The 19,526-nt window shown below is 71.9% G+C and carries 18 protein-coding genes; 4 read left to right on the top strand and 14 right to left on the bottom strand.

Features of this window, described 5'->3' with window-relative positions; genetic code table 11:
- Positions 1 to 40: 40 nt before the first annotated feature.
- Both ACFYXE_RS03170 and ACFYXE_RS03165 read left to right on the top strand, forming a co-directional pair.
- On the top strand, positions 41 to 871 hold the full coding sequence (locus tag ACFYXE_RS03170; RefSeq protein ID WP_389308327.1) for a tetratricopeptide repeat protein: 831 nt from the start codon (positions 41 to 43) through the stop codon (positions 869 to 871).
- A 69-nt stretch (positions 872 to 940) separates the two neighbouring features.
- Positions 941 to 1,795: a transglutaminase-like domain-containing protein gene (locus tag ACFYXE_RS03165; RefSeq protein ID WP_361168476.1), complete on the top strand. Its 855-nt coding sequence runs from the start codon at positions 941 to 943 to the stop codon at positions 1,793 to 1,795.
- A gap of 19 nt (positions 1,796 to 1,814) precedes the next feature.
- Here the strand turns inward: ACFYXE_RS03165 and ACFYXE_RS03160 are convergent, their stop codons facing one another.
- From ACFYXE_RS03160 to ACFYXE_RS03120, 9 genes are all read right to left on the bottom strand, one after another.
- Positions 1,815 to 2,456 (bottom strand): response regulator, encoded by a 642-nt coding sequence (locus ACFYXE_RS03160; protein WP_389308324.1) that lies wholly within the window; start codon positions 2,454 to 2,456, stop codon positions 1,815 to 1,817.
- A 59-nt stretch (positions 2,457 to 2,515) separates the two neighbouring features.
- Positions 2,516 to 2,677: a hypothetical protein gene (locus ACFYXE_RS03155; protein WP_361168470.1), complete on the bottom strand. Its 162-nt coding sequence runs from the start codon at positions 2,675 to 2,677 to the stop codon at positions 2,516 to 2,518.
- Positions 2,678 to 2,814: 137 nt separating this feature from the next.
- On the bottom strand, positions 2,815 to 3,960 hold the full coding sequence (locus ACFYXE_RS03150) for a sensor histidine kinase (RefSeq protein ID WP_389309492.1): 1,146 nt from the start codon (positions 3,958 to 3,960) through the stop codon (positions 2,815 to 2,817).
- Positions 3,961 to 4,013: 53 nt separating this feature from the next.
- On the bottom strand, positions 4,014 to 4,754 hold the full coding sequence (locus tag ACFYXE_RS03145; RefSeq protein WP_389308322.1) for an ABC transporter permease: 741 nt from the start codon (positions 4,752 to 4,754) through the stop codon (positions 4,014 to 4,016).
- A gap of 5 nt (positions 4,755 to 4,759) precedes the next feature.
- Positions 4,760 to 5,731: an ABC transporter ATP-binding protein gene (locus ACFYXE_RS03140; RefSeq protein WP_389308320.1), complete on the bottom strand. Its 972-nt coding sequence runs from the start codon at positions 5,729 to 5,731 to the stop codon at positions 4,760 to 4,762.
- Positions 5,732 to 5,923: 192 nt separating this feature from the next.
- Complete coding sequence (locus ACFYXE_RS03135) at positions 5,924 to 7,993, bottom strand: hypothetical protein (protein WP_389308318.1); 2,070 nt, start codon at positions 7,991 to 7,993, stop codon at positions 5,924 to 5,926.
- Positions 7,994 to 8,158: 165 nt separating this feature from the next.
- Positions 8,159 to 8,527, bottom strand: coding sequence for a DUF6113 family protein (locus tag ACFYXE_RS03130; RefSeq protein ID WP_389309489.1), 369 nt, complete (start codon positions 8,525 to 8,527; stop codon positions 8,159 to 8,161).
- A 134-nt stretch (positions 8,528 to 8,661) separates the two neighbouring features.
- Positions 8,662 to 9,585 carry an N-acetyl-1-D-myo-inositol-2-amino-2-deoxy-alpha-D-glucopyranoside deacetylase gene (gene mshB, locus ACFYXE_RS03125; RefSeq protein ID WP_389308316.1) on the bottom strand — a complete coding sequence of 308 codons (924 nt, stop codon included), beginning with the start codon at positions 9,583 to 9,585 and terminating at the stop codon, positions 8,662 to 8,664.
- Between the two features lie 51 nt (positions 9,586 to 9,636).
- A complete protein-coding gene (locus tag ACFYXE_RS03120; protein ID WP_055569071.1) occupies positions 9,637 to 9,831 on the bottom strand; it encodes a hypothetical protein in 195 nt (64 codons plus the stop codon).
- A gap of 147 nt (positions 9,832 to 9,978) precedes the next feature.
- Between ACFYXE_RS03120 and ACFYXE_RS03115 the strand changes: the two genes are divergently transcribed.
- The gene (locus ACFYXE_RS03115; protein ID WP_389308313.1) at positions 9,979 to 12,153 is read left to right on the top strand and encodes a prolyl oligopeptidase family serine peptidase; all 2,175 of its coding nucleotides are present in this window, start codon (positions 9,979 to 9,981) and stop codon (positions 12,151 to 12,153) included.
- A gap of 140 nt (positions 12,154 to 12,293) precedes the next feature.
- Here ACFYXE_RS03115 and ACFYXE_RS03110 read toward each other — a convergent pair whose 3' ends face one another.
- The 5 genes from ACFYXE_RS03110 to ACFYXE_RS03090 all read right to left on the bottom strand — a co-directional run bounded on the left by ACFYXE_RS03110 (position 12,294) and on the right by ACFYXE_RS03090 (position 18,073).
- Positions 12,294 to 13,346, bottom strand: coding sequence for an ABC transporter ATP-binding protein (locus ACFYXE_RS03110; RefSeq protein WP_389309487.1), 1,053 nt, complete (start codon positions 13,344 to 13,346; stop codon positions 12,294 to 12,296).
- Between the two features lie 82 nt (positions 13,347 to 13,428).
- Positions 13,429 to 14,475, bottom strand: a complete 1,047-nt coding sequence (locus ACFYXE_RS03105; RefSeq protein WP_389308311.1) for an ABC transporter ATP-binding protein — start codon at positions 14,473 to 14,475, stop codon at positions 13,429 to 13,431.
- 6 nt (positions 14,476 to 14,481) lie between these two features.
- Complete coding sequence (locus tag ACFYXE_RS03100) at positions 14,482 to 15,459, bottom strand: ABC transporter permease (protein ID WP_389308309.1); 978 nt, start codon at positions 15,457 to 15,459, stop codon at positions 14,482 to 14,484.
- Positions 15,452 to 16,375 carry an ABC transporter permease gene (locus ACFYXE_RS03095; RefSeq protein ID WP_389308307.1) on the bottom strand — a complete coding sequence of 308 codons (924 nt, stop codon included), beginning with the start codon at positions 16,373 to 16,375 and terminating at the stop codon, positions 15,452 to 15,454. The genes ACFYXE_RS03100 and ACFYXE_RS03095 overlap by 8 nt, the downstream gene beginning before the upstream one ends.
- A 69-nt stretch (positions 16,376 to 16,444) precedes the next feature.
- Entirely contained in the window at positions 16,445 to 18,073 is a 1,629-nt protein-coding gene (locus tag ACFYXE_RS03090; RefSeq protein WP_389308305.1) for an ABC transporter substrate-binding protein, read from the bottom strand.
- Between the two features lie 395 nt (positions 18,074 to 18,468).
- Here ACFYXE_RS03090 and ACFYXE_RS03085 point away from each other — a divergent pair, with 395 nt between their 5' ends.
- On the top strand, positions 18,469 to 19,494 hold the full coding sequence (locus ACFYXE_RS03085) for an ABC transporter permease (protein ID WP_389308303.1): 1,026 nt from the start codon (positions 18,469 to 18,471) through the stop codon (positions 19,492 to 19,494).
- The last annotated feature ends 32 nt before the right edge of the window (positions 19,495 to 19,526 follow it).

Genomic DNA, 19,526 nt, shown 5'->3' with positions numbered 1-19,526 from the left:
CACGGAGACAGCGCCCGACACGGGCAGACACGAGGCACGTATGCACGCGGAGTCCGGCGAATGGCGGCGGCGGTTCACCGAAGAGGCACGCTCGGAGCGGCCCGGTCTCGCGCTGCTGTGCCTGCTGATCGGCACCGAGGCGGACCCCTCCCTGGACCAGGCGGGACTGGACGCCGCCGACATCGAGCTCGACCGGCTCGCGGGCCTGCTGCCCTTCCGGCCCGGCGGGCCGCGCGCCTGGGCGACGGCGATGGCCGAACTCCTCGGTGAACAGTGCGGGTTCGAGGGGCAGCCGGGCGACTACCAGCGTCTGGACTCCTCGCTCCTGCACCGGGTCCTGCGCCGCCGCAGGGGCCTGCCCATCCTCCTGTCCGTCGTCTGGATGGAAGTCGCCCGCCGCGCCGGAGCCCCCGTCTACGGAGTCGCCCTGCCCGGACACTTCGTCGTCGGCTTCGGACCCCGCGACGACCAGATCCTCGCCGACCCCTTCGACGGCGGACGCCTCCTCACCGGCACCGACGCGGAGCTCTTGGTCGCCGGGACGGCCGGTACGGGCATCCAGCCGTCCATGCTGACGCCCGCCGACCCGCTGAACATCGTCAAGCGCATCCTCAACAACATCCGCGCCTGGGCCGCCGCCCGCCCCGAGCGCTCCGACGTCGCGCTGTGGGCCCTCGAACTCTCCCTCCTGCTGCCCGCCCATCCGGCGCGGCTGCGCTACGAGCGGGCCCAACTCCTCGTCCAGCGCGGCGACTTCCTGGGCGGCGCCGCGGAGCTCGACGCGTACGCCGATGTGGTGACGACGGTCGAGCCGACCACGGCGGACCGGGTGCGCCAACAGGCGCGGGCCGCCCGGGCGATGCTGAACTGACCGGCCCCGGGCGGGCACCGGAGGGCCGCGCCCGACGTATCGATCGGCGCGAGGGGGCACCACGCACGTATGCACCCCCGACCCCCCGGAACCACCGAGTGGCGACGGCTGTTCGCGGCCGAGGCGCGGTCCGCGCGGCCCGATCTCGCGCTGCTGTGCCTGCTGATCGGTACCGAGACCGACCCCGCCCTGGACGCGGCGGGCCTGGACGCGGCGCGGCGGCTGCTCGACCGGCTCGCGGAGCAGGCCGCCCTCGCCCACCGCTCCCGCCCCGGCGACGACCCGCGCGCCTGGGCGGCCGCCCTGTCCGAACTCCTCGGCGCCCGCTGCGGGTTCAGGGGAAGACCCGGCGACTACCAGCGCCTGGACTCCTCGCTCCTGCACCGGGTCCTGCGCCGCCGCAGGGGCCTGCCCATCCTCCTGTCCGTCGTCTGGATGGAAGTCGCCCGCCGCGCCGGAGCCCCCGTCTACGGAGTCGCCCTGCCCGGACACTTCGTCGTCGGCTTCGGACCCCGCGACGACCAGATCCTCGCCGACCCCTTCGACGGCGGACGCCTCCTCACCGGCACCGACGTGGACCTCCTGGTCGCTGCCGCCACCGGGGCCCCGCCCGTGGCGTCGATGCTGGTCCCCGCGGGCCCGCTGGACATCGTGGGGCGCGTCCTCAACAACATCCGCGCCTGGGCCGCGCCGCGCCCCGAACGCGCCGACGTCGCGCTCTGGGCCGTCGAGCTGCTGCTGCTCCTGCCGTCGCCGCCGCCCCGGCTGCGCCACGAGCGCGCCGAACTCCTCGTGCAGAAGGGGGACTATCTCGTGGGCGCGCGGGAGCTGGACTCCTACGCCGAGGAGGTCGCCGCCCTGGACCCGGCGGCGGCCGACCGGGTGCGGCGGCAGGCGCGGGGGGCGCGGGCGATGCTGAACTGACCGGACCCGGGCGGGCCGGTCAGAGCCAGCCCTTGTCGCGGGCGGTCCTGACCGCCTCCGCGCGGTTGCGCACGGCGAGCTTCTGGATGGCCGTCGAGAGGTAGTTGCGGACCGTGCCCCGGGAGAGGTGCAGGGCGGCGGCCAGTTCGGCGTTGGTGGCGCCGTCGGCGGCCGCGCGCAGCACCTCGCGCTCGCGGTCGGTCAGCGGGTTGGCGCCCCCGGCGAGGGCCGCCGCCGCCAGCGTGGGGTCGATGACCCGCTCCCCCGCGAGCACCTTGCGCACCGCCGCGGCGAGCTGGGCGGCCGGGGCGTCCTTGACCAGGAAGGCGTCGGCGCCGGCCTCCATGGCACTGCGCAGATAGCCGGGACGCCCGAAGGTGGTGAGCACGACGACCTTCAACGCGGGGAACTCCGCGTGCAGTCGGGCCGCCGCCTCGATGCCGGTCAGCCCCGGCATCTCGATGTCGAGCAGCGCGACGTCCACGGCGTGCGCGCGCACGGCAGGGAGCACCTCGTCGCCGCGGGCCACCTGGGCGACGACCTCGATGTCCGGCTCCAGGCCGAGCAGCGCGGCGAGGGCCTCACGGACCATCGCCTGGTCCTCGGCGAGGAGGATCCGCACCGGCGGGGACGGGCGGTGCTCCTGGGACGTCTCTTCCATGCGCCCCAGGCTACGGCCGCCGTCCCCGGCCGCGACGGCGGCGGGGGCGTCCGGCGCTCTCACCTGGCCCACCACGCGGCGCCGATGCCTCCGGCGGTGGTCAGCAGCGAGACCAGCCAGACCGGTACGCGCTGGACGGTGACATGCAGTCCGCCGCAGCGGAGTTCGAACTGCGGCGCGGACGGGGACGGGATCGGGGACGGGGTCGGCGAGGATGCCATGGCGCTCTCCCTGGTCGACGGGACCGAGCAGAAGGCCCCGGTGATACCCACCGGGCGCCACGGATCATAACGATCCGTGCCCACGCATTGATCGACGCACGGCAGCACGAGGGGGCGCACGAGCGGGACGCCCGCGGTCACCCGGGCGACGCCGCCACCGGCACCCGGACCGCCAAGCGGAATCCGCCGCGCGCCCCCGGACCGGTCTCCAGGACCCCGCCGACCGCCGCCACCCGCTCGGTCAGGCCGGTGAGGCCGTTGCCCGCCGCCGCGCCCCCGCCGCCCACCCCGTCGTCCTCCACGCACAGCTCCAGGAGCGGGCCCGCGAGCGTCTGACGGGCCGTGAACGTCACGGTGCAGTGCCGGGCGCCGCTGTGCCGTACGACGTTGGTCACGGCCTCCCGCAGCGCCCAGGCCAGCGCGGCCTCCGCCTCCTCGCCCGGCAGTCCGGCGGGCGGCTCCACGGGGACGTCGGCGTCCACGCCCGCCGCGGTCAGCGCCGTACGGGCGCCCGCGAGCTCGCCGGCCAGGGTGCGCCTGCGGTAGCCGGAGACCGCCTCGCGGACGTCCACCAGGGCCTGGCGGCTGACCTGTTCGATGTCGGCGACCTGCTGGGCGGCCTTGTCGGGGTGGCCGGGGAGCATCCGCCCGGCGAGTTCGCTCTTGAGCGTGATCAGCGAGAGCGAGTGGCCGAGCAGGTCGTGCAGGTCGCGGGCGAGCCGCAGCCGCTCCTCGTTCGCGGCGAGCTGGGCGACGGTGGCCCGCGCCTGGCGGAGCTGGATCGTCGTACGGATCAACTGGCGGACGCCGGACATCGCGAAGCCGACCAGGAGGGTGATCACCCCGAGGTTGGTGACCAGGTCGCCGATGCCGTCGTCGCGCAGGCCGACCGCGATCATCAGGAGGGTGACCGCGGGGATGGTCCACAGCGCGTACCGCATCGGCAGGACGGCGCCCGCGGACACCGACACGTACACGAAGAGCCCGAGCCAGTTGTCACCGAAGCAGAAGGCCAGGACCACGGCCAGGGCCAGCAGCAGGCCCAGCGAGACGAGGACGGCGCGCCAGCGGAGGATCTTGGTGGTGTAGCGGAAGACGAGAGTCAGGTAACAGACCACGAAGACGGTCAGGCCGAGCGCGCCGAGCACCGTGCCGAGGGGCGTGCGGTGCCCCTCGGCCAGGTCCTTGATCGGGGCGCTCAGGAAGACCAGCCAGACGCCGATCCAGCCCGCCTTCGCCAGGAACTGGCGGCGGCCCTGGGGCGGCCGTCCGAACGTCTGCACGGGGTGCAGTTCGGCGCCTGCGGTGTCTGCGGTGTCTTCGGTGCCTGTCGCGCTCACGACTTCAGGGTGTCCTTCCGGTACAGCCATGCCGCACCGCCCGCGAAGAGGAGGAAGTAGGCGACCAGGAGCACGATGTCCTTCGCGTGCGGCGCGTCGCCCAGTTCGATGGCCTGCCCGAGGGCAGCGTACGCGTGCGTGGGCAGCCAGGACGCCGTCTCGCGCAGCCAGTGCGGGAAGGTCGTCACCGGCATCCACAGGCCGCCGAGGATGGAGAGCCCGAAGTAGATGATCATCGTGATCGGGCGGACGGCGTCGCCGGACGCGAGGTAGCCGATGGCCACGCCGAGCGCGGCGAAGCAGAGGCTGCCCGCCCAGATCGCGCCGGTCAGCGCCAGCCACTGCCAGGCCTCGAAGCGGATGCCCTTGAAGACGCCCGCGACCGCGAAGACCACGACGATGGACGGCAGGCTCACCACGGCCGCGCTCGCGGTCTTCGCCAGGACGTAGCCGCGGCCGGGCAGGGAGGTGAGGCGCAGCTGCCGCACCCAGCCGCTCTCGCGCTCCTTGGCGATGCGCTCGCTGTTGCCCATCAGGACGGCGGTGAGGGCGCCGAAGGACGCCATCGAGACCATCATGAACGCGGGGACGGACAGGCCGCTGCCGGGGATCTTGTCGGCGGTGCTCCGACTGCCCGCGATGATCACGAAGAGCACCGAGGGGTAGATCACCGAGAAGAAGAGGAACTTGCGGTTGCGCAGCGCGCGGGTGATCTCCAGTGTGATGAGGCTGTTCATGCCGTTCACGCCTTTCCTGCCGGTGCGGTGGTCCTGGCCTCTTCGGCCTCGGTGATCGCCACGAACGCCTGCTCCAGGCCGAGCCCGGCGACCTCGAGGTTGCGGGGGTAGAGGCCGAGCCCGTACAGCGCGTGCACGGTGGCGTCGGCGTCCGTCGACTGGATGCGGACCGTGTGGCCCGAGACGTCCAGCGTGGTGAGGAAGGGCAGCGCGCGGAGCCGCCCGACGAGCCCGGGCGCGATGCCGGTGTCGTCGGTGCCGTCGCCGGTCAGGTCGAAGGCGACCTTGCGGGCCCCGGCCTTGGCCTTGATCTCGGCCGCGGTGCCGTCCGCGAGGAGGCGGCCGCGGTGCAGGACCAGGACGCGGTCGGCGATCGCGTCGGCCTCCTCCAGGTAGTGCGTGGCGAACAGCACGGCGCGGCCCTGGTCGGCCTGCTCCCGCATGGTCGCCCAGAACGCCTGGCGGGCGGTGACGTCCATGCCGGTGGTCGGCTCGTCGAGGACGATCAGGTCGTTGGCACCGGCCGTGGCGAGGGCGAAGCGCACCCGCTGCTCCTGGCCGCCGGAGAGCTTGTCGACCTTGCGGTCGGCGATCTGGCTGATGCCCGCCCGGGCCAGCACGTCGGCCACGCGGTGCGGCCGGGGGTGCAGGTCGCAGGCGAGCCGCACCAGCTCGCGGACGGTCACCTCGCCCATCAGGCCGCCGCTCTGCAGCATCGCGCCGACCCGGCCCGCGGTGATCGCCTCGCGGGGTTCGGTCCCGAAGACCCGCACGGTGCCGCTGTCGGCGCGCCGCAGGCCGAGGAGCAGGTCGAGGGTGGAGGACTTGCCCGCGCCGTTGGGCCCGAGGAGCGCCACGGTCTCGCCCGGGCGCAGGTCGAGGGTCAGTCCGTCGACGGCGCGGACGTCGCCGTAGGTCTTGGTCACCTGCTCGAAGCTCACCGCGCTGGTCGCGGGCGGTGCCGTTGTCGTCGTCATGCCGACCATCGTCACAAGAGCGCAGGTGGCGGCGGCAGTGTCGGGTGTGGTGAGTACGGGATGACAGATGTCATGCCGACGGCCGGACATCCCGCCCGCGACCGGCCCCCCACGCCGACCGGGCCGGACCCCCGCGTGGGGATCCGGCCCGGTCGGCTCCGGGTGCTCCTCGCGGGCGAGGGCGTCCGCGGCTCAGCTGGCGTCGGTCTCGATCACGCCGACCCGCTCGGCGGGCGTCTTGCCGGTCAGCGCCTTGCCCATGGCCTGGGCGACGTCGGTCGGCTGGACCGGCGTCCGCGAGCCGTCGCCGCGCTGGATCAGGACGCCGTCGAAGACGTTGCCGTAGAGCTTCTTGAGCTCTTCGAGGTTGTAGTGCACCTGGAGGGTGCCGTCCTTCAGCGCCTTCGTCTCCAGGATCTTCGGCAGCGACCTGGCCGGGCCGAAGGGGATCGACTTGGCGCCCGCCTTGACCGTGACGTTGGCGGACATGGCCGGCTTGGCGAAGGTCGTCATGAACTTGTCGACCTCGGCCTTGGCGATCTGCGGCTTGCGGGTGGTGACCGGGACCTGCACGGTGCCCGCGCTGCCCGTCTGCACCTGCTTCTTGTACGCGTCGGCGACGGCGGTGGTCGACGCCTGCGGGTCGATGCCCTTGCCGACCTTGCCGTAGACCGGGACGGCCTTGCCGGGCACGAACTCGACCGTGCCCTCCTTGGCCGTGCCGGAGCCGCCCGCGGCGCGCTCCAGGGCGGCCGCCAGCTTCTCCTCGTCGACCGGCATGACGGGCTCGACGACCCGCTGCCCGCCGAACAGCGAGCCGACCACCGAGACGGGGTTGTAGTCGCTGCCCGCGGCCTCGCGGACGGTGGCCTGGCTGTCGAGGGTCAGGCCCGCCTGGTCCGGCTTGAGCGTGACCGGCTCGCCGTCCACCGACAGCTTCAGGTTCTTGGTGACGCGCGCGCCGATGGCGTCGTCGAGCTTCTTGACGGCCTCGTCGCGGGTGCCGCCGCCGATGTCGACGCCGAGCACCGTGGTGCCCTTGGGGACGTCCGCGTGGTTCATCAGCAGACCCGCGCCGTACGCGCCGCAGCCCACCACGACGACGGCGACCGCGAGAAGGACGAGCTTGTTGCGGCCCTTTTTCTTCTTCTTGGGCGCCGGGGCGGCCGGGGGCACGTCCGAGCGGACCGGCTCGGGCAGCTTCGGCGGGGTGTGCGCCGCCGGCCCCTCGCCCTGCGGGCCGGACGGGAACGGGGAGTTGTCGTGCGCGGGCGGGACGACGGGGATGCCGCTGGTGAGGGTCTCGCCGGAGACGTTGGAGCCGGGCGCGGGGGCGCCGGGGCCGCCGGGCGCACCGGGCACCGGTCCGCCGGCGGGGGGCCGGTGCCCGCCGGGGGGCGGGGCGACCGGGCCGGACTTCTGCGGCGTGAGGATCGCGGTGTCGTCGCTCATGGCGCCGGAACGCGGCGGCCGGGCGCCGGAGTTGGCGGGCGTGCCGGGGGCTCCGGGGACGCCGGCGGGTCCCGCGGGGGGCGCCAGCGGGCTGTCGCCGGTGACCGGGCCGCCGGTCGGGCCCGCGGGCCGGGAGTCCCCGGGGCCGGGGCCGCCCGGGGCGCTGTCGCCCGCGCCCGCGGAGAAGTACGGCAGGTCGCCGCGCTGCGCGTCGCCGCCCTGCGGGGCGCCCGTGCCGAGCGGGCCCGACGCCACGGCGCCGGACACGTCGTAGGAGCCCGTACCGGAACCGCTGTCCGAAGAGGGCGCGGCGGGGGCGGACGGCGCCGCGGACTTGCGCGGCGCGAACCAGTCGCTCGTCTTCTCCTCGCCCGCCGCGGGGGCCCCGGCACCGCCGTCTCCCGGACCGCCGGGGCCGGAACCGGAACCGGAAGCGGAACCCGGGGCGACCGGGGCTCCGGCCCCCGTCGTCCCGTGCGTCCCGCCCGCACCGGGCGCGGCGCCGTCACGGCGCCCCTCGCCGTTCAGGGGGGAGGACTCGCCGCGCGGGCCCTCGTCGCCGACGGGCGTCCGCATGACGACCGGCGGGATGGGCCGGGAGCCGGGGATGTTGATCCGGATCCGGGTCGTCAGCGTGGTCTGGGTCTCGGGCTCGTCGGGCCGCTCGTCGGCGGCCTGCCGCCGCGCTCCGTCCGCGCCGCCCTCGGCAGCGCCCTGGGCCGGGGAGCCGTACGGCGGCGTCCCCGAGGGGTATGCGGCTCCACCGCGCCCCTGGGGACCGGAGGACGAACTGTCAGTTTCACGACTCAAGGCAGGTTCTCCTGGTTGACTCCGCCGCCCGTACTCGATCTCGTCCGGGGTCCCCCCGGCCGGAGGTTGGGGAGGCTCGGCGGCCGCACCACCATACTGTCCGCCGTCGGCACCCATCCCGTGACCGGCGTCAAACCCGGTCGCGACACGGGCCGAAGTGGTACGTCACTTGCCAAGTCGGGCCGCGGGAGCGCTCGGTTGCGGTCCCTGCCCGAGGGTGGCGCACATCACAGCCACGGCCATGCCGCCGAGCAGGAAGCCGTACGAGCCCAGACCCGCGCCGAAGACGAAGTCCCCCTCGGGTCTGGTGGCGGTGAGCAGCAGGACCGCGACGAGCCAGCCGGCGGCGGGCGCGACGGCCCCCGCCTTGGTGCCCATCGCCCGCGCGCCGCCGAGGAAGAGACCGGCGGCGCCCAGGAGCGCGAGCAGCAACCCGGCCGGGAAGAAGCCGCCTTGGACGAGCGCCCCGGCGATGCCGACGACGGCGCCGAGCACGAAGAGACCGGCGCAGGCGGCCACCCGCGCGGGCCGCAGGGGCTGGGCGAGGAAGCCGCCGGGAACCGGCGCCGCGTTGCCCTCGCGGGGCGTCTTGCGGGCGCCGGAGGCGGTGGCGGCAGGGCGCTTGGGGGCTCCGGAGCCGGCCCCCGACGACGCTCGGGACCGGGTGCTCACGAGGTGCTCACCCCGGCCTCGTCCGTCACCCTTTCGAGTCCCGCGAAGAGATCGGTCTCACGCGGCGCTCCCGCTGCCGGGGCCCGGCCCCGGACCAGCTCGTAGTACTCCACGTCGAAGACGGGCTGCGCGAGCTGGTTGGAGAGGACGAAGAGCGGGCCGCTCACCGTGACCTGGGTGGCGTGCGCGGCCATCGCCGCCGCCTTGGCGGCCCGGTGGGCGCTGCCGTCGATCTCCGTGGTGATCCGCTCGTCGTCGGTGACGCCGGGCACGTCCGCGACGGCGCCGGGGGTGTCGAACGGCGAGTGCCGCAGCGCGCCGGACATCCACCGGAAGCGCTCCTCGACCGCGGACCGCGGGGCGCGGTTCCAGTAGATCTTGTCGATGGTGTGCGGCGCGCCGAGGTCGGCGCGGAAGGCGGGGTCGGCGGCGAGCTCGGCGGCGCGCATGGCGACGCGGTGCGCCTGGATGTGGTCGGGGTGGCCGTACCCGCCGTCGGGGTCGTACGTGACGAGGACCTGCGGGCGCACCTCGCGGATCACCTCGACCAGGTGGGCGGCGGCCTCGTCGGGGTCGGCCGACCAGAAGGCGCCGGGGCGGTGGTTCTGCTCGGCGCCCATCATCCCGGAGTCGCGGTAGCGCCCGGCACCGCCGAGGAAGCGGTGGTCGGTGACCCCCAGCTCCTGCATGGCGGCCGCCAGCTCCCCCACGCGCCAGGCGCCCAGGGTGTCCTCGTGGTCGGCGGCGAGACGGGCGAGCTCGGCCGGGATGACCTCGCCCTCCTCGCCCAGCGTGCAGGTGACCAGCGTGACCTGCGCGCCCTCGGCCGTGTACTTGGCCATGGTCGCGCCGTTGTTGATCGACTCGTCGTCGGGGTGCGCGTGCACGAGCAGCAGGCGCCGGGCGGGCGGTTCCGTCATGGGACCACCCTACGAGCACCCCGGGGCCCACCGGGAACCTGATGGGGCCGCTCAGAACTTGATGTCGCCGATCATCCCCGCCACGTTGGTCGTCAGTTCGTTGATGGTCGGTGCGACGGACGAGCTCGCGAGGTAGAAGCCGAGCAGCGTGCACACGACCGCGTGTCCCGCTTTCAGTCCTGACTTCTTGACCAACAAGAAGACGATGATCGCCAGCAGCACCACCGCCGAAATCGAGAGTGCCACGGCGGTCACCTCCAAGTCGTTGTCGTAACCCAGTGCGGACGCCAGCAGGTTCATACCCACCAAGCGCTACGGATCATAACTATCCGTGTGGACGCATGAGTCGGAGCACGGCAGCACAGGGGGGCGCATGCGCCCTAGGCTCAGGGGATGACCACCGAGAACCCCGGCATTCCCAGGCCCGAAGAGAGCCCGGCACAGAGCCTCTCCTTCCCGCGTCAGCACGCCCGCACCCAGCGTTTCACCCTCGGCGCGCCCCGTGCGTTCACGGCGGCGCCGGACGGCTCGCGCGTGGCTTTTCTCCGTTCGTCCTCGAGCACCGATCGAGCCAACCGGCTCTGGGTCCTGGACGTGGCGGACGGCACCGAACGGGTGGCGGCCGATCCCGGTGCCCTGCTCGGCGGTGCGGCCGAGCAGCTCTCCGCCGAGGAGCGCGCGCGGCGCGAGCGCAGCCGGGAGGGCGGCGCGGGCATCGTGGGCTACGCGACGGACGCGGCGGTCCGGCTGGCCGCGTTCGCGCTGTCGGGCCGGCTCTTCACGGCGGACCTGTGCGCGGGCTCGACGCGTGAACTGCCCGCGCCGGGGCCGGTGATCGACCCGCGCCCCGCGCCGGACGGCCGTCACGTCGCGTACGTCGCGCGGGGCGCGCTGCGCGTGACGGGTGCCGACGGCTCCGGCGACCGGGCCCTCGCGGAGCCCGAGCAGGGCCAGGAGGCGACCGTCACGTACGGTCTGGCGGAATTCATCGCGGCCGAGGAGATGGCCCGCTCACGGGGCTTCTGGTGGTCTCCCGAATCCGACCGGCTGCTCGTGGCGCGGGTGGACGACGCCCCGGTGCGGCGGTGGTGGATCGCCGACCCGGCGCACCCGGACCGGGCGCCCGAGCAGATCGCGTACCCGGCCGCGGGCACGCCCAACGCCGACGTACGCCTGTTCGTGCTGGGTCTGGACGGGTCGCGCACCGAGGTGATCTGGGACCGGACGCGGTTCCCCTACCTGGCGCGCGTGCACTGGTCGTCGGACGGCGCGCCGCTGCTGCTCGTGCAGTCCCGCGACCAGAGCAGTCAGCTGTACCTCGCGGTGGACCCGGACGGCGGGGCGACGCGGATGGTGCACGCGGAGGAGGATCCGGTCTGGCTCGAACTCTTCTCCGGTGCCCCCTGCTGGTCGCCGAGCGGCAAGCTGGTGCGGATCGTGGACGAGGGCGGTGCGCGCGTCCTGGCCTGGGGCGAACGCCCGCTGACCGGGCCGCAGTTGCATGTGCGCGCGGTCCTGGACGTCACCGAGGAGGATGTCCTGATCTCGGCGTCGGCGGGGTCGGCGGCGGCCGACCCGGAGACCGGCGAGATCCATGTGTACCGGGTCAACGAACTGGGCGTGGAGCGCGTCTCGCAGGAGCCCGGCGTGCACTCCGCGGTCCGCGCGGGCGGCCTGACCGTCCTGGTCTCGGCCACCCTGGACCGGCCCGGCGCCCGGGTCCAGGTGCTGCGCGAGGGCAAGCAGGTGGCGACCGTCGCCTCACACGCCCAGCGCCCGGGGCTCACTCCGCGCGTGACGCTCACCGAAGGGGGCACGCGGAACATTCCGTGCGCCGTCCTGCTCCCCACGGATTACAAGGAGACGGACGGGCCGCTTCCGGTGCTGCTCGATCCGTACGGCGGCCCGCACGGACAGCGTGTGCAGCGTGCGCACAACATCTTCCTGACCTCGCAGTGGTTCGCCGACCAGGGCTTCGCGGTGCTCGTCGCGGACGGCCGCGGCACCCCCGGCCACTCCCCCGGCTGGGAGAAGTCGGTCAAGAACGACCTGACGCTGGCCCTGGCGGACCAGGTGGACGCGCTGCACGCGCTCGCCGACCGGTTCCCCTTCGACCTGGAGCGGGTGGCGATCCGCGGCTGGTCCTTCGGCGGCTACCTGGCGGGCATGGCCGCGCTGCGCCGCCCCGACGTGTTCCACGCGGCGGTGGTCGGCGCCCCGGTGACGGACCTGCGGCTGTACGACACGCACTACCAGGAGCGGTACCTGGGCGACCCGGGCCGGACCCCGGAGACCTACCGCCACTCCTCGCTGATCTGGGACGACGGCATCGTGGACGCGGCCGAGCCGCACCGCCCGATGCTCGTCGTGCACGGCCTGGCCGACGACAACGTGGTGGTGGCGCACTCGCTGCGGCTGTCCTCCGCGCTGCTGGCCGCGGGCCGCCCGCACGAGGTGCTGCCGCTCTCCGGCGTCACGCACATGACCCCGCAGGAGCAGGTCGCGGAGAACCTCCTGCTGCTCCAGGTCGACTTCCTGAAGCGGTCGCTGGGCCTGCCCCGCCCCTGAGGCGCGGGCGACCGGCCGGGGCGGCATGGCGCAGCCCCGGCCGGTCCACGGCACCCGCACGGCCGTACGTCGTCCAGCGTGCCGCGCCCGTATATCGGCGTCGCGACGGCCGCATTACCCGTGCGTTAAGCGCCGCCGGGCTACGGCACGACCTGCTTCTCCTCGGCGAAGTGGCAGGCCGAGTCGTGCGCGGCCGGGCCCTGCTCGCCCCGGAACTCGGCGGGTACGGCGAGCGCCGGGACCTCCAGGGCGCACCGCTCCTGCGCCTTCCAGCAGCGGGTGCGGAAGCGGCAGCCCGAGGGCGGGTTGGCGGGCGAGGGGACGTCGCCGGAGAGGATGATCCGCTCCCGGTGCTCGCGCGCCTCGGGGTCGGGCACCGGCACCGCGGAGAGCAGCGCCTGGGTGTAGGGGTGCGTGGGGTGGTCGTAGATCTGCTCGTCCGAGCCGATCTCCACGATCCGCCCGAGGTACATCACGCCGACCCGGTCGGAGATGTGCCGCACGATGGACAGGTCGTGGGCGATGAAGACGTAGGAGAGGTCGAACTCGTCCTGCAGCTTCTCCAGGAGGTTGATGACCTGGGCCTGGACGGAGACGTCGAGCGCGGAGACGGGTTCGTCCGCCACGATGATCTCGGGCCGCAGCGCGAGGCCGCGCGCGATGCCGATGCGCTGGCGCTGGCCGCCGGAGAACTGGTGCGGGTAGCGGTTGATGTACTCGGGGTTGAGCCCGACCACGTCGAGCAGGTCCTGGACCTTCTGCCGGCGCGAGCCCTTCGGGGCCACCTCGGGGTGGATCTCGTACGGCTCGCCGATGATGTCGCCGACCGTCATGCGCGGGTTGAGCGAGGTGTAGGGGTCCTGGAACACCATCTGGATGTTGCGGCGCACGGCCTTGAGCGCGCGGCCGGACAGCTGGGTGATGTCCTCGCCCTTGTAGCGGATCTCGCCCGCGGTGGGCCGCTCCAGGTTGACGAGCATCTTGGCGACGGTGGACTTGCCGCAGCCCGACTCCCCCACGATGCCGAGCGTCTCGCCCTGCGTCAGGTCGAAGTCGACGCCGTCCACGGCCTTGACCGCGCCGACCTGCTTGCGGATGACGATGCCCTGCGTCAGCGGGTAGTGCTTGACCAGACCGCGCACCTGGAGGATCGGCTCGTGCCCGGAGGCCGAGCCGTGCGCGGCGAAGTCCATCTCGCCGCGGGCCTTGTCGAGCAGCTGCCGCGCGGTCTCGCCCTCGTCCTCCAGCTCCTTCTTGCTGACGTGTGCGCCGCCGTCACTGGGCCGCATCGATCGTCTCCTTCCAGAAGTGGCAGGCGCTCCTGCGGTCGGCGGTCAGTCCCTCGTACGTCACCTGCGCGAGCGGCGGCTCGTCGGTGCGGCAGATGTCCTGGGCCATCGGGCAGCGGGGGTTGAAGGCGCAGCCGGGCGGGATGTTCATCAGGTTCGGCGGCAGGCCCTTGATCGCGTAGAGGTCCTGGCCCTTCTGGTCCAGGCGCGGGATGGATTCGAGCAGGCCCCGGGTGTAGGGGTGCGCGGGCGCCCGGTAGATCTCGTGGACGGGGGCGCGCTCGACGATGCGGCCCGCGTACATGACGGCGATGGTGTCGGCGACGTCCGCCACGACGCCGAGGTCGTGGGTGATGAGGATCAGGCCCATGTTCATCTCGCGCTGCAGCTCGGCGAGCAGGTCCATGACCTGGGCCTGGACGGTGACGTCGAGGGCGGTGGTCGGCTCGTCCGCGATGATCAGCGAGGGTTCCAGGGCCATCGCCATGGCGATCATGATGCGCTGGCGCATGCCGCCGCTGAACTGGTGCGGGTACTGCCCGACGCGCTCCTTGGCCGCGGGGATGCGCACCCGGTCCATCAGCTCGACGGCCTTGGCCTTGGCGTCCTTGCGGGACATGCCCTTGTGGACGACGTACATCTCGCCGAGCTGTTCGCCGACGCTGAGCACCGGGTTCAGGGAGGACAGCGCGTCCTGGAAGATCATCGCCATGCCGGCGCCGCGGACCTTGCGCCGCTCCTCCTCCTTGAGCTTGAGGAGGTCCTGGCCGCGGAAGAGGATCTCGCCCTTGGTGATCCTGCCGGGCGGGATGTCGAGGATGCCCATGACGGCCTGGGCGGTCACGGACTTGCCGGACCCGGACTCGCCGAGCACGGCCAGCGTCTCGCCGGACGCCACGCTGTAGTCGACGCCGTTGACGGCCTTGGCGACCCCGTCGCGGGTGCGGAACTCCACGTGCAGGTCGCGCACTTCGAGCAGGGGGGAGGTGTCGGGCGCACCGGCCGCGGACGCCTGGGATGCCACGGTTGCCATGGGCGCCTACCTCAGCTTCGGGTCGAGGGCGTCGCGCACCGCGTCGCCGAGCATGATGAACGCCAGCACGGTGATCGCCAGCGCGCCGGCCGGCCAGAGCAGCATGTGCGGGGCGTTGCGGATGTACTGGGAGGCGGCCGAGATGTCGATGCCCCAGCTGACGGTCGGCGGCTTCAGGCCGACGCCGAGGTAGGAGAGCGTGGCCTCCAGGGCGATGTACGTGCCGAGCGCGATGGTCGCGACGACGATCACCGGGGCGACGGCGTTCGGGGTGATGTGGCGCAGCAGCATCCGGGAGTTGGAGGCGCCGAGCGCGCGGGCCGCCTGGACGTAGTCGTTCTGCTTGGCGGTGATGACGGAGCCGCGCGCGATGCGGGAGATCTGCGGCCAGCCGAGCAGCACCATGAAGCCGACGACCGGCCAGACGGTGGAGCTGGTGACCACCGACAGGAGCACCAGGCCGCCGAGGACGACGGGGATGGCGAAGAAGATGTCGGTGATGCGGGAGAGGATCGCGTCCCACGCCCCGCCGAAGAACCCGGCGAGCCCGCCGAGCACGCTGCCGATGAGGGCGACGCCGAGGGTGGCGCAGACGCCGACGGTGACCGAGACGCGGGTGCCGTAGACGACCCGGGTGTAGACGTCGCAGCCCTGCTCGTTGTAGCCGAAGGGGTGGCCGGGGGCGGAGCCCTTCTGGGCGTTGGCGAGGTCGCAGTCCAGCGGGTTGCCGGAGGCGATCAGCGAGGGCCAGATCGAGATGACGACGAGGAAGAGGATGATCAGGCCCGAGATGATGAAGATCGGGTTGCGCCGCAGGTCCCGCCAGGCGTCGGACCACAGGCTGCGGGCCTGGGCGGCGGGGCCGCTGCCGTCGGGGCCGCCCGGCGCCGTGCCCAGGGCCGCTCCCTCGCTCGTGGCGAGGTCCATCGCGCCGCCCGCGCCGGTCGCGGCGATGGCGCCCTCTGGCTGGTGGGGTTCAGGCATAGCGGATCCTCGGGTCGAGTACGGCGTACAGGAGGTCGACGATCAGGTTGGCCACCAGGAAGACCAGGACGAGGACGGTCACGAAGCCGACGACGGTCTGGGTGCTCTGGCGGAGGATCCCCTGGTAGAGCTGGAAGCCGACGCCGTGGATGTTGAAGATCCGCTCGGTGACGATCGCGCCGCCCATCAGGGCGCCCACGTCGGTGCCGATGAAGGTGACCACCGGGATCAGGGAGTTGCGCAGCAGGTGCCGGGTGATGACGCGGCGCCGGGGCAGGCCCTTGGCGACGGCGGTGCGGACGTAGTCGGCGCGCCGGTTCTCCGCGATGGAGGTGCGGGTCAGTCGGGTCACGTACGCCAGGGAGACCGAGGCGAGGACGAGGCCGGGGATCAGGAGTTCGTTGAAGGGCGCCTCGCTCGACACCGAGGGTTTGATGACCCCCCACTGGACGCCGAGCAGCAGTTGCAGCACGAGGCCGGTGACGAAGGTGGGGATCGAGATCACCACGAGGGTGAGCAGCAGCACCACGGTGTCGATCGGGCGGCCGCGGCGCAGTCCGGTCAGGACGCCCAGCGAGATGCCGATGACGATCTCGAAGACGATGGCGACGAGGGTCAGGCGGATGGTGACCGGGAAGGCGGCCGACATCAGCTCGGTGACCTTCTGGCCGTTGAAGGCGGTCCCGAAGTCGCCGGTGAAGACGTTGCCCATGTACGTCAGGTACTGCTGCCACACCGGCTTATCGAGGCCGAACTCCTTCTTCAGCTGGGTGGCCGTGGCGGGGTCGCACTTGCGGTCGCCGCACAGGCCCGCGACGGGGTCGCCCATCACGTTCACCATCAGGAAGATCAGCAGGGTGGCGCCGAAGAAGACCGGGATCATCTGCAGCAGACGCCGGATCACATAACGTCCCATGGGGGCTCCGGGATTAGGGGGAGCGGCCGCCGGTCCCGGCGGCGGGCCCCGGCGGCCGCTCCCGGCGTCTCAGTTGACCTTGATCTCGTTGTAGACCGGCACGCTGAACTGGTTCAGCGAGACGTCGGAGACCTTGTCCGAGTAGCCGGCGCTGCCGTTCTGGTACCAGAGCGGGATGGCGGGCATGTCCTTGGCGAGGATCTTCTCGGCGTCCTGGAACTTGGTGATGGCCTTGCCGGTGTCCGTCTCCGCGTTGGCCTCGTTGACGAGCTTGTCGAACTGCTCGTCGGTGTACTTGCCGTCGTTGGAGGGGGCGTCGGTGAAGTAGACCGGCTCCAGGAAGTTCTGGATCAGCGGGTAGTCCATCTGCCAGCCCGCGCGCCAGGCGCCGTCGAGCTCCTGCTTGGAGGCCTTGCTGCGGAAGTCCGCGAAGGTGCCGATGGGGCTCGCGACGCAGGCCTTGTCGTTGCCGAGGGCCTTGTTGATGGAGTTGCAGACGGCGTCGACCCACTCCTTGTGCGAGCCGGTGTCCGCGTTGTACGAGATCTTCAGGGTGCCGCCGGGGATGCCGCCGCCGTCCTTGACCAGCTTCTTGGCCTGCTCGGCGTCGTAGGTGCAGGGGTCGCCGCACAGCCCCTTCTTGAAGCCGCCCTTGTCGCCGAGCACCGGCGAGGTCCAGTCGGACGCGGGCGTGCGGGTCTTCTGGAAGATCGTGTCGGTGATCTGCTCGCGGTTGATCGCCATGGACAGGCCCTGGCGGACCTTCTCCGTGCCCGGCTTGTTCCACTTGCTGTCGTAGAAGGGGAAGGCCAGGGTCTGGATGATGCCGGCGGGGGTGTTGATGTAGCGGTCGCCGAGGTCGTTCTTGGCGTTCTTGAGCTGCGAGGCGGGGACGTCGTCGACGAGGTCGAGGTTGCCCGCCATCAGGTCGGTGTAGGCGGTGTTGTTGTCGGTGTAGACCTTCATGTCCACACCGCCGTTCTGCGCCTTGTCGTCGCCGGGGTAGCCGTCCCACTTGCGCAGGGACATCTTGGAGCCCTTGGTGTACGAGTCCACGGTGTACGGCCCGTTGCCGATGGGCTTGGAGAGCCACTTCTCGTGGTCGTCGTAGAACGCCTTGGGCAGCGGCGCGAAGGCCGGGTAGCCGAGGGTGTCGGGCCAGGTGGAGAACTTCTGGCTGAGCTTGACGGTGAAGGTCGTGTCGTCGACGACCTTCAGCCCGGAGAGCGTCCGGGCGCTGGGGTCGCCCTTCTCCGGGTGGACCTTGTCGTAGCCCTCGATGTAGCCGAAGAAGTAGGCGTTCTTCTGGTTGTTCTTGAGGTTCGCGCCGTAGTTCCAGGCGTCCACGAAGGACTTGGCGGTGATCTTCTCGCCGTCGCTGAACTTCCAGTCCTTCTTGATCTTGACCGTGAAGTTCTGCGCGTCCTTCGTGTCGATCGACTCGGCGATCATGTCCTTCGCCTCGCCGGTCTTCGGGTCGTACCGCTTCAGGCCCCGGAAGACCATGTCGAGGATCTTGCCGCCCTGGACCTCGTTGGTGTTCGCCGGCTCGAGCGGGTTCTGCGGGTCGCCCCACGAGGAGCTCACGATGCCGGAGCCGTCGCCACCGCCGCCGCTCCCCCCGCCACCACAGGCCGTCGCCGCGAGAGCGACCGCCACCGCACATGCGGCCCACTTGGCGTGCGTGGCTCCACGCATGAGTCCTCCTGTCCTGGTGCTGTCCTGGTGCCCACGCGAGGTGAGCCGAGTCACTTACCGCCAAATATCGCCTCAGGAGGTATAAACCGCACATTTACCCCACCCGTATGAGTCCGAGCCCATCCGGATGTACGCATTCCGAGACATCCGCGCCCGTATATCGGACTCATTGACCGGCTTGCGGGGGAAAGCCCGATGTTGTCCATCACGCATGATTACGCCAAGGCAATGTCATGACCATGATTGCGTCAAGACATGGCCAAGGATCTCAAGACAGCCTCAAGGGGCCCGACGATTCATTGACCGCGCGGGAAACGCCTTGCGAAAGTCGCGCCTAGCCCGTAGGTGCTGGTTGTCCTGCGGATTCCTGATGACCCCTCCGGGCCTGGAGCGCCATGACCTCGCCAACTCCCGCCGCCGCCGCCACGCTTGAAGTGACGGACAAAACCGACGGCACCCCTTCATCGCCCAAGGACCAGGGCAGCAAGGGCCGTTCGCCGGGTCGCCTCGCCTGGACCCGCTTCAAGCGGGACAAGTCCGGCGTCATCGCCGCCTGCGTCGTGCTGTTCTTCTTCGTCATCGCCCTCTGCGCGCCGCTGATCTCGAAGGTGTACGGAAAGGACCCGTACACGACCTACGGCGTCAACGACCCGAGCCTGTTCAACGAGTTCAGCTACCCGATCAAGCCGAACGGCGGCATCGACGGCGACTTCTGGTTCGGCATCGAGCCCGGCCTGGGCCGCGACGTACTGACCTTCCTGCTCTACGGCATGCGCAACTCGCTGCTCATCGCCGCGGCGACGACGATCCTGGTGACGCTCATCGGCATCGCGGTCGGCATCACGGCGGGCTACCTCGGCGGCAAGACCGACTACTTCATCGGCCGGGTCATCGACATCCTGCTCGCCTTCCCCTCGACGCTCTTCTTCATCGCGTTCTGGCCGGTGATGATCTCGGTGGTCGTCGCCCCGGAGGACAAGACGCCGACCTGGCTCACGGTCACCAGCCTCATCGCGGTGATGACGGCCTTCGGCTGGGCGTCCATCGCCCGGCTGCTGCGCGGCGAGGTCCTCGCCCTGCGCGAGCGCGAATTCGTCGAGGCGGCCAAGGTGACCGGAGCCTCCCCGGCCCGGATCATCTTCAAGGAACTGCTCCCCAACCTGTGGACGCCGATCCTCATCCAGGCGACCCTCGCGCTCCCCATGTTCGTCACCGCCGAGGCCGGCCTGGCCTTCCTGGGCGTGGGCCTTCAGGAGCCCACGCCGGACTGGGGCGTGATGATCCAGCGCGCCTCCGAGGTGTACGAGCAGGACATCACGTACATGGCCTTCCCCGGCATCGCGATGGTGATCTTCGTGGTCGCCTTCAACCTCCTCGGCGACTCCGTGCGCGACGCGCTGGACCCGAAGACCAAACGCTGACACTCCCCCTCCCCGGCACCCGCGACGGGGCT

It is taken from the genome of Streptomyces sp. NPDC002564 (assembly GCF_042889645.1).
Taxonomy (GTDB): Bacteria; Actinomycetota; Actinomycetes; order Streptomycetales; family Streptomycetaceae; genus Streptomyces.
The sequence above is the reverse complement of the archived record's forward strand: the minus strand, read 5'-3'. Positions and strand labels throughout refer to the sequence as shown.

Coding starts and splice junctions, on each gene's coding strand:
- ACFYXE_RS03115 (WP_389308313.1), top strand. CDS start 9,979: ATGACCACCGAGAACCCCGGCATTCCCAGGCCCGAAGAGAGCCCGGCA.
- ACFYXE_RS03095 (WP_389308307.1), bottom strand. CDS start 16,375: ATGGGACGTTATGTGATCCGGCGTCTGCTGCAGATGATCCCGGTCTTC.
- mshB (WP_389308316.1), bottom strand. CDS start 9,585: ATGACGGAACCGCCCGCCCGGCGCCTGCTGCTCGTGCACGCGCACCCC.
- ACFYXE_RS03110 (WP_389309487.1), bottom strand. CDS start 13,346: ATGGACTTCGCCGCGCACGGCTCGGCCTCCGGGCACGAGCCGATCCTC.
- ACFYXE_RS03170 (WP_389308327.1), top strand. CDS start 41: ATGCACGCGGAGTCCGGCGAATGGCGGCGGCGGTTCACCGAAGAGGCA.
- ACFYXE_RS03105 (WP_389308311.1), bottom strand. CDS start 14,475: ATGGCAACCGTGGCATCCCAGGCGTCCGCGGCCGGTGCGCCCGACACC.
- ACFYXE_RS03155 (WP_361168470.1), bottom strand. CDS start 2,677: ATGGCATCCTCGCCGACCCCGTCCCCGATCCCGTCCCCGTCCGCGCCG.
- ACFYXE_RS03140 (WP_389308320.1), bottom strand. CDS start 5,731: ATGACGACGACAACGGCACCGCCCGCGACCAGCGCGGTGAGCTTCGAG.
- ACFYXE_RS03160 (WP_389308324.1), bottom strand. CDS start 2,456: ATGGAAGAGACGTCCCAGGAGCACCGCCCGTCCCCGCCGGTGCGGATC.
- ACFYXE_RS03100 (WP_389308309.1), bottom strand. CDS start 15,459: ATGCCTGAACCCCACCAGCCAGAGGGCGCCATCGCCGCGACCGGCGCG.
- ACFYXE_RS03165 (WP_361168476.1), top strand. CDS start 941: ATGCACCCCCGACCCCCCGGAACCACCGAGTGGCGACGGCTGTTCGCG.
- ACFYXE_RS03085 (WP_389308303.1), top strand. CDS start 18,469: ATGACCTCGCCAACTCCCGCCGCCGCCGCCACGCTTGAAGTGACGGAC.
- ACFYXE_RS03090 (WP_389308305.1), bottom strand. CDS start 18,073: ATGCGTGGAGCCACGCACGCCAAGTGGGCCGCATGTGCGGTGGCGGTC.
- ACFYXE_RS03145 (WP_389308322.1), bottom strand. CDS start 4,754: ATGAACAGCCTCATCACACTGGAGATCACCCGCGCGCTGCGCAACCGC.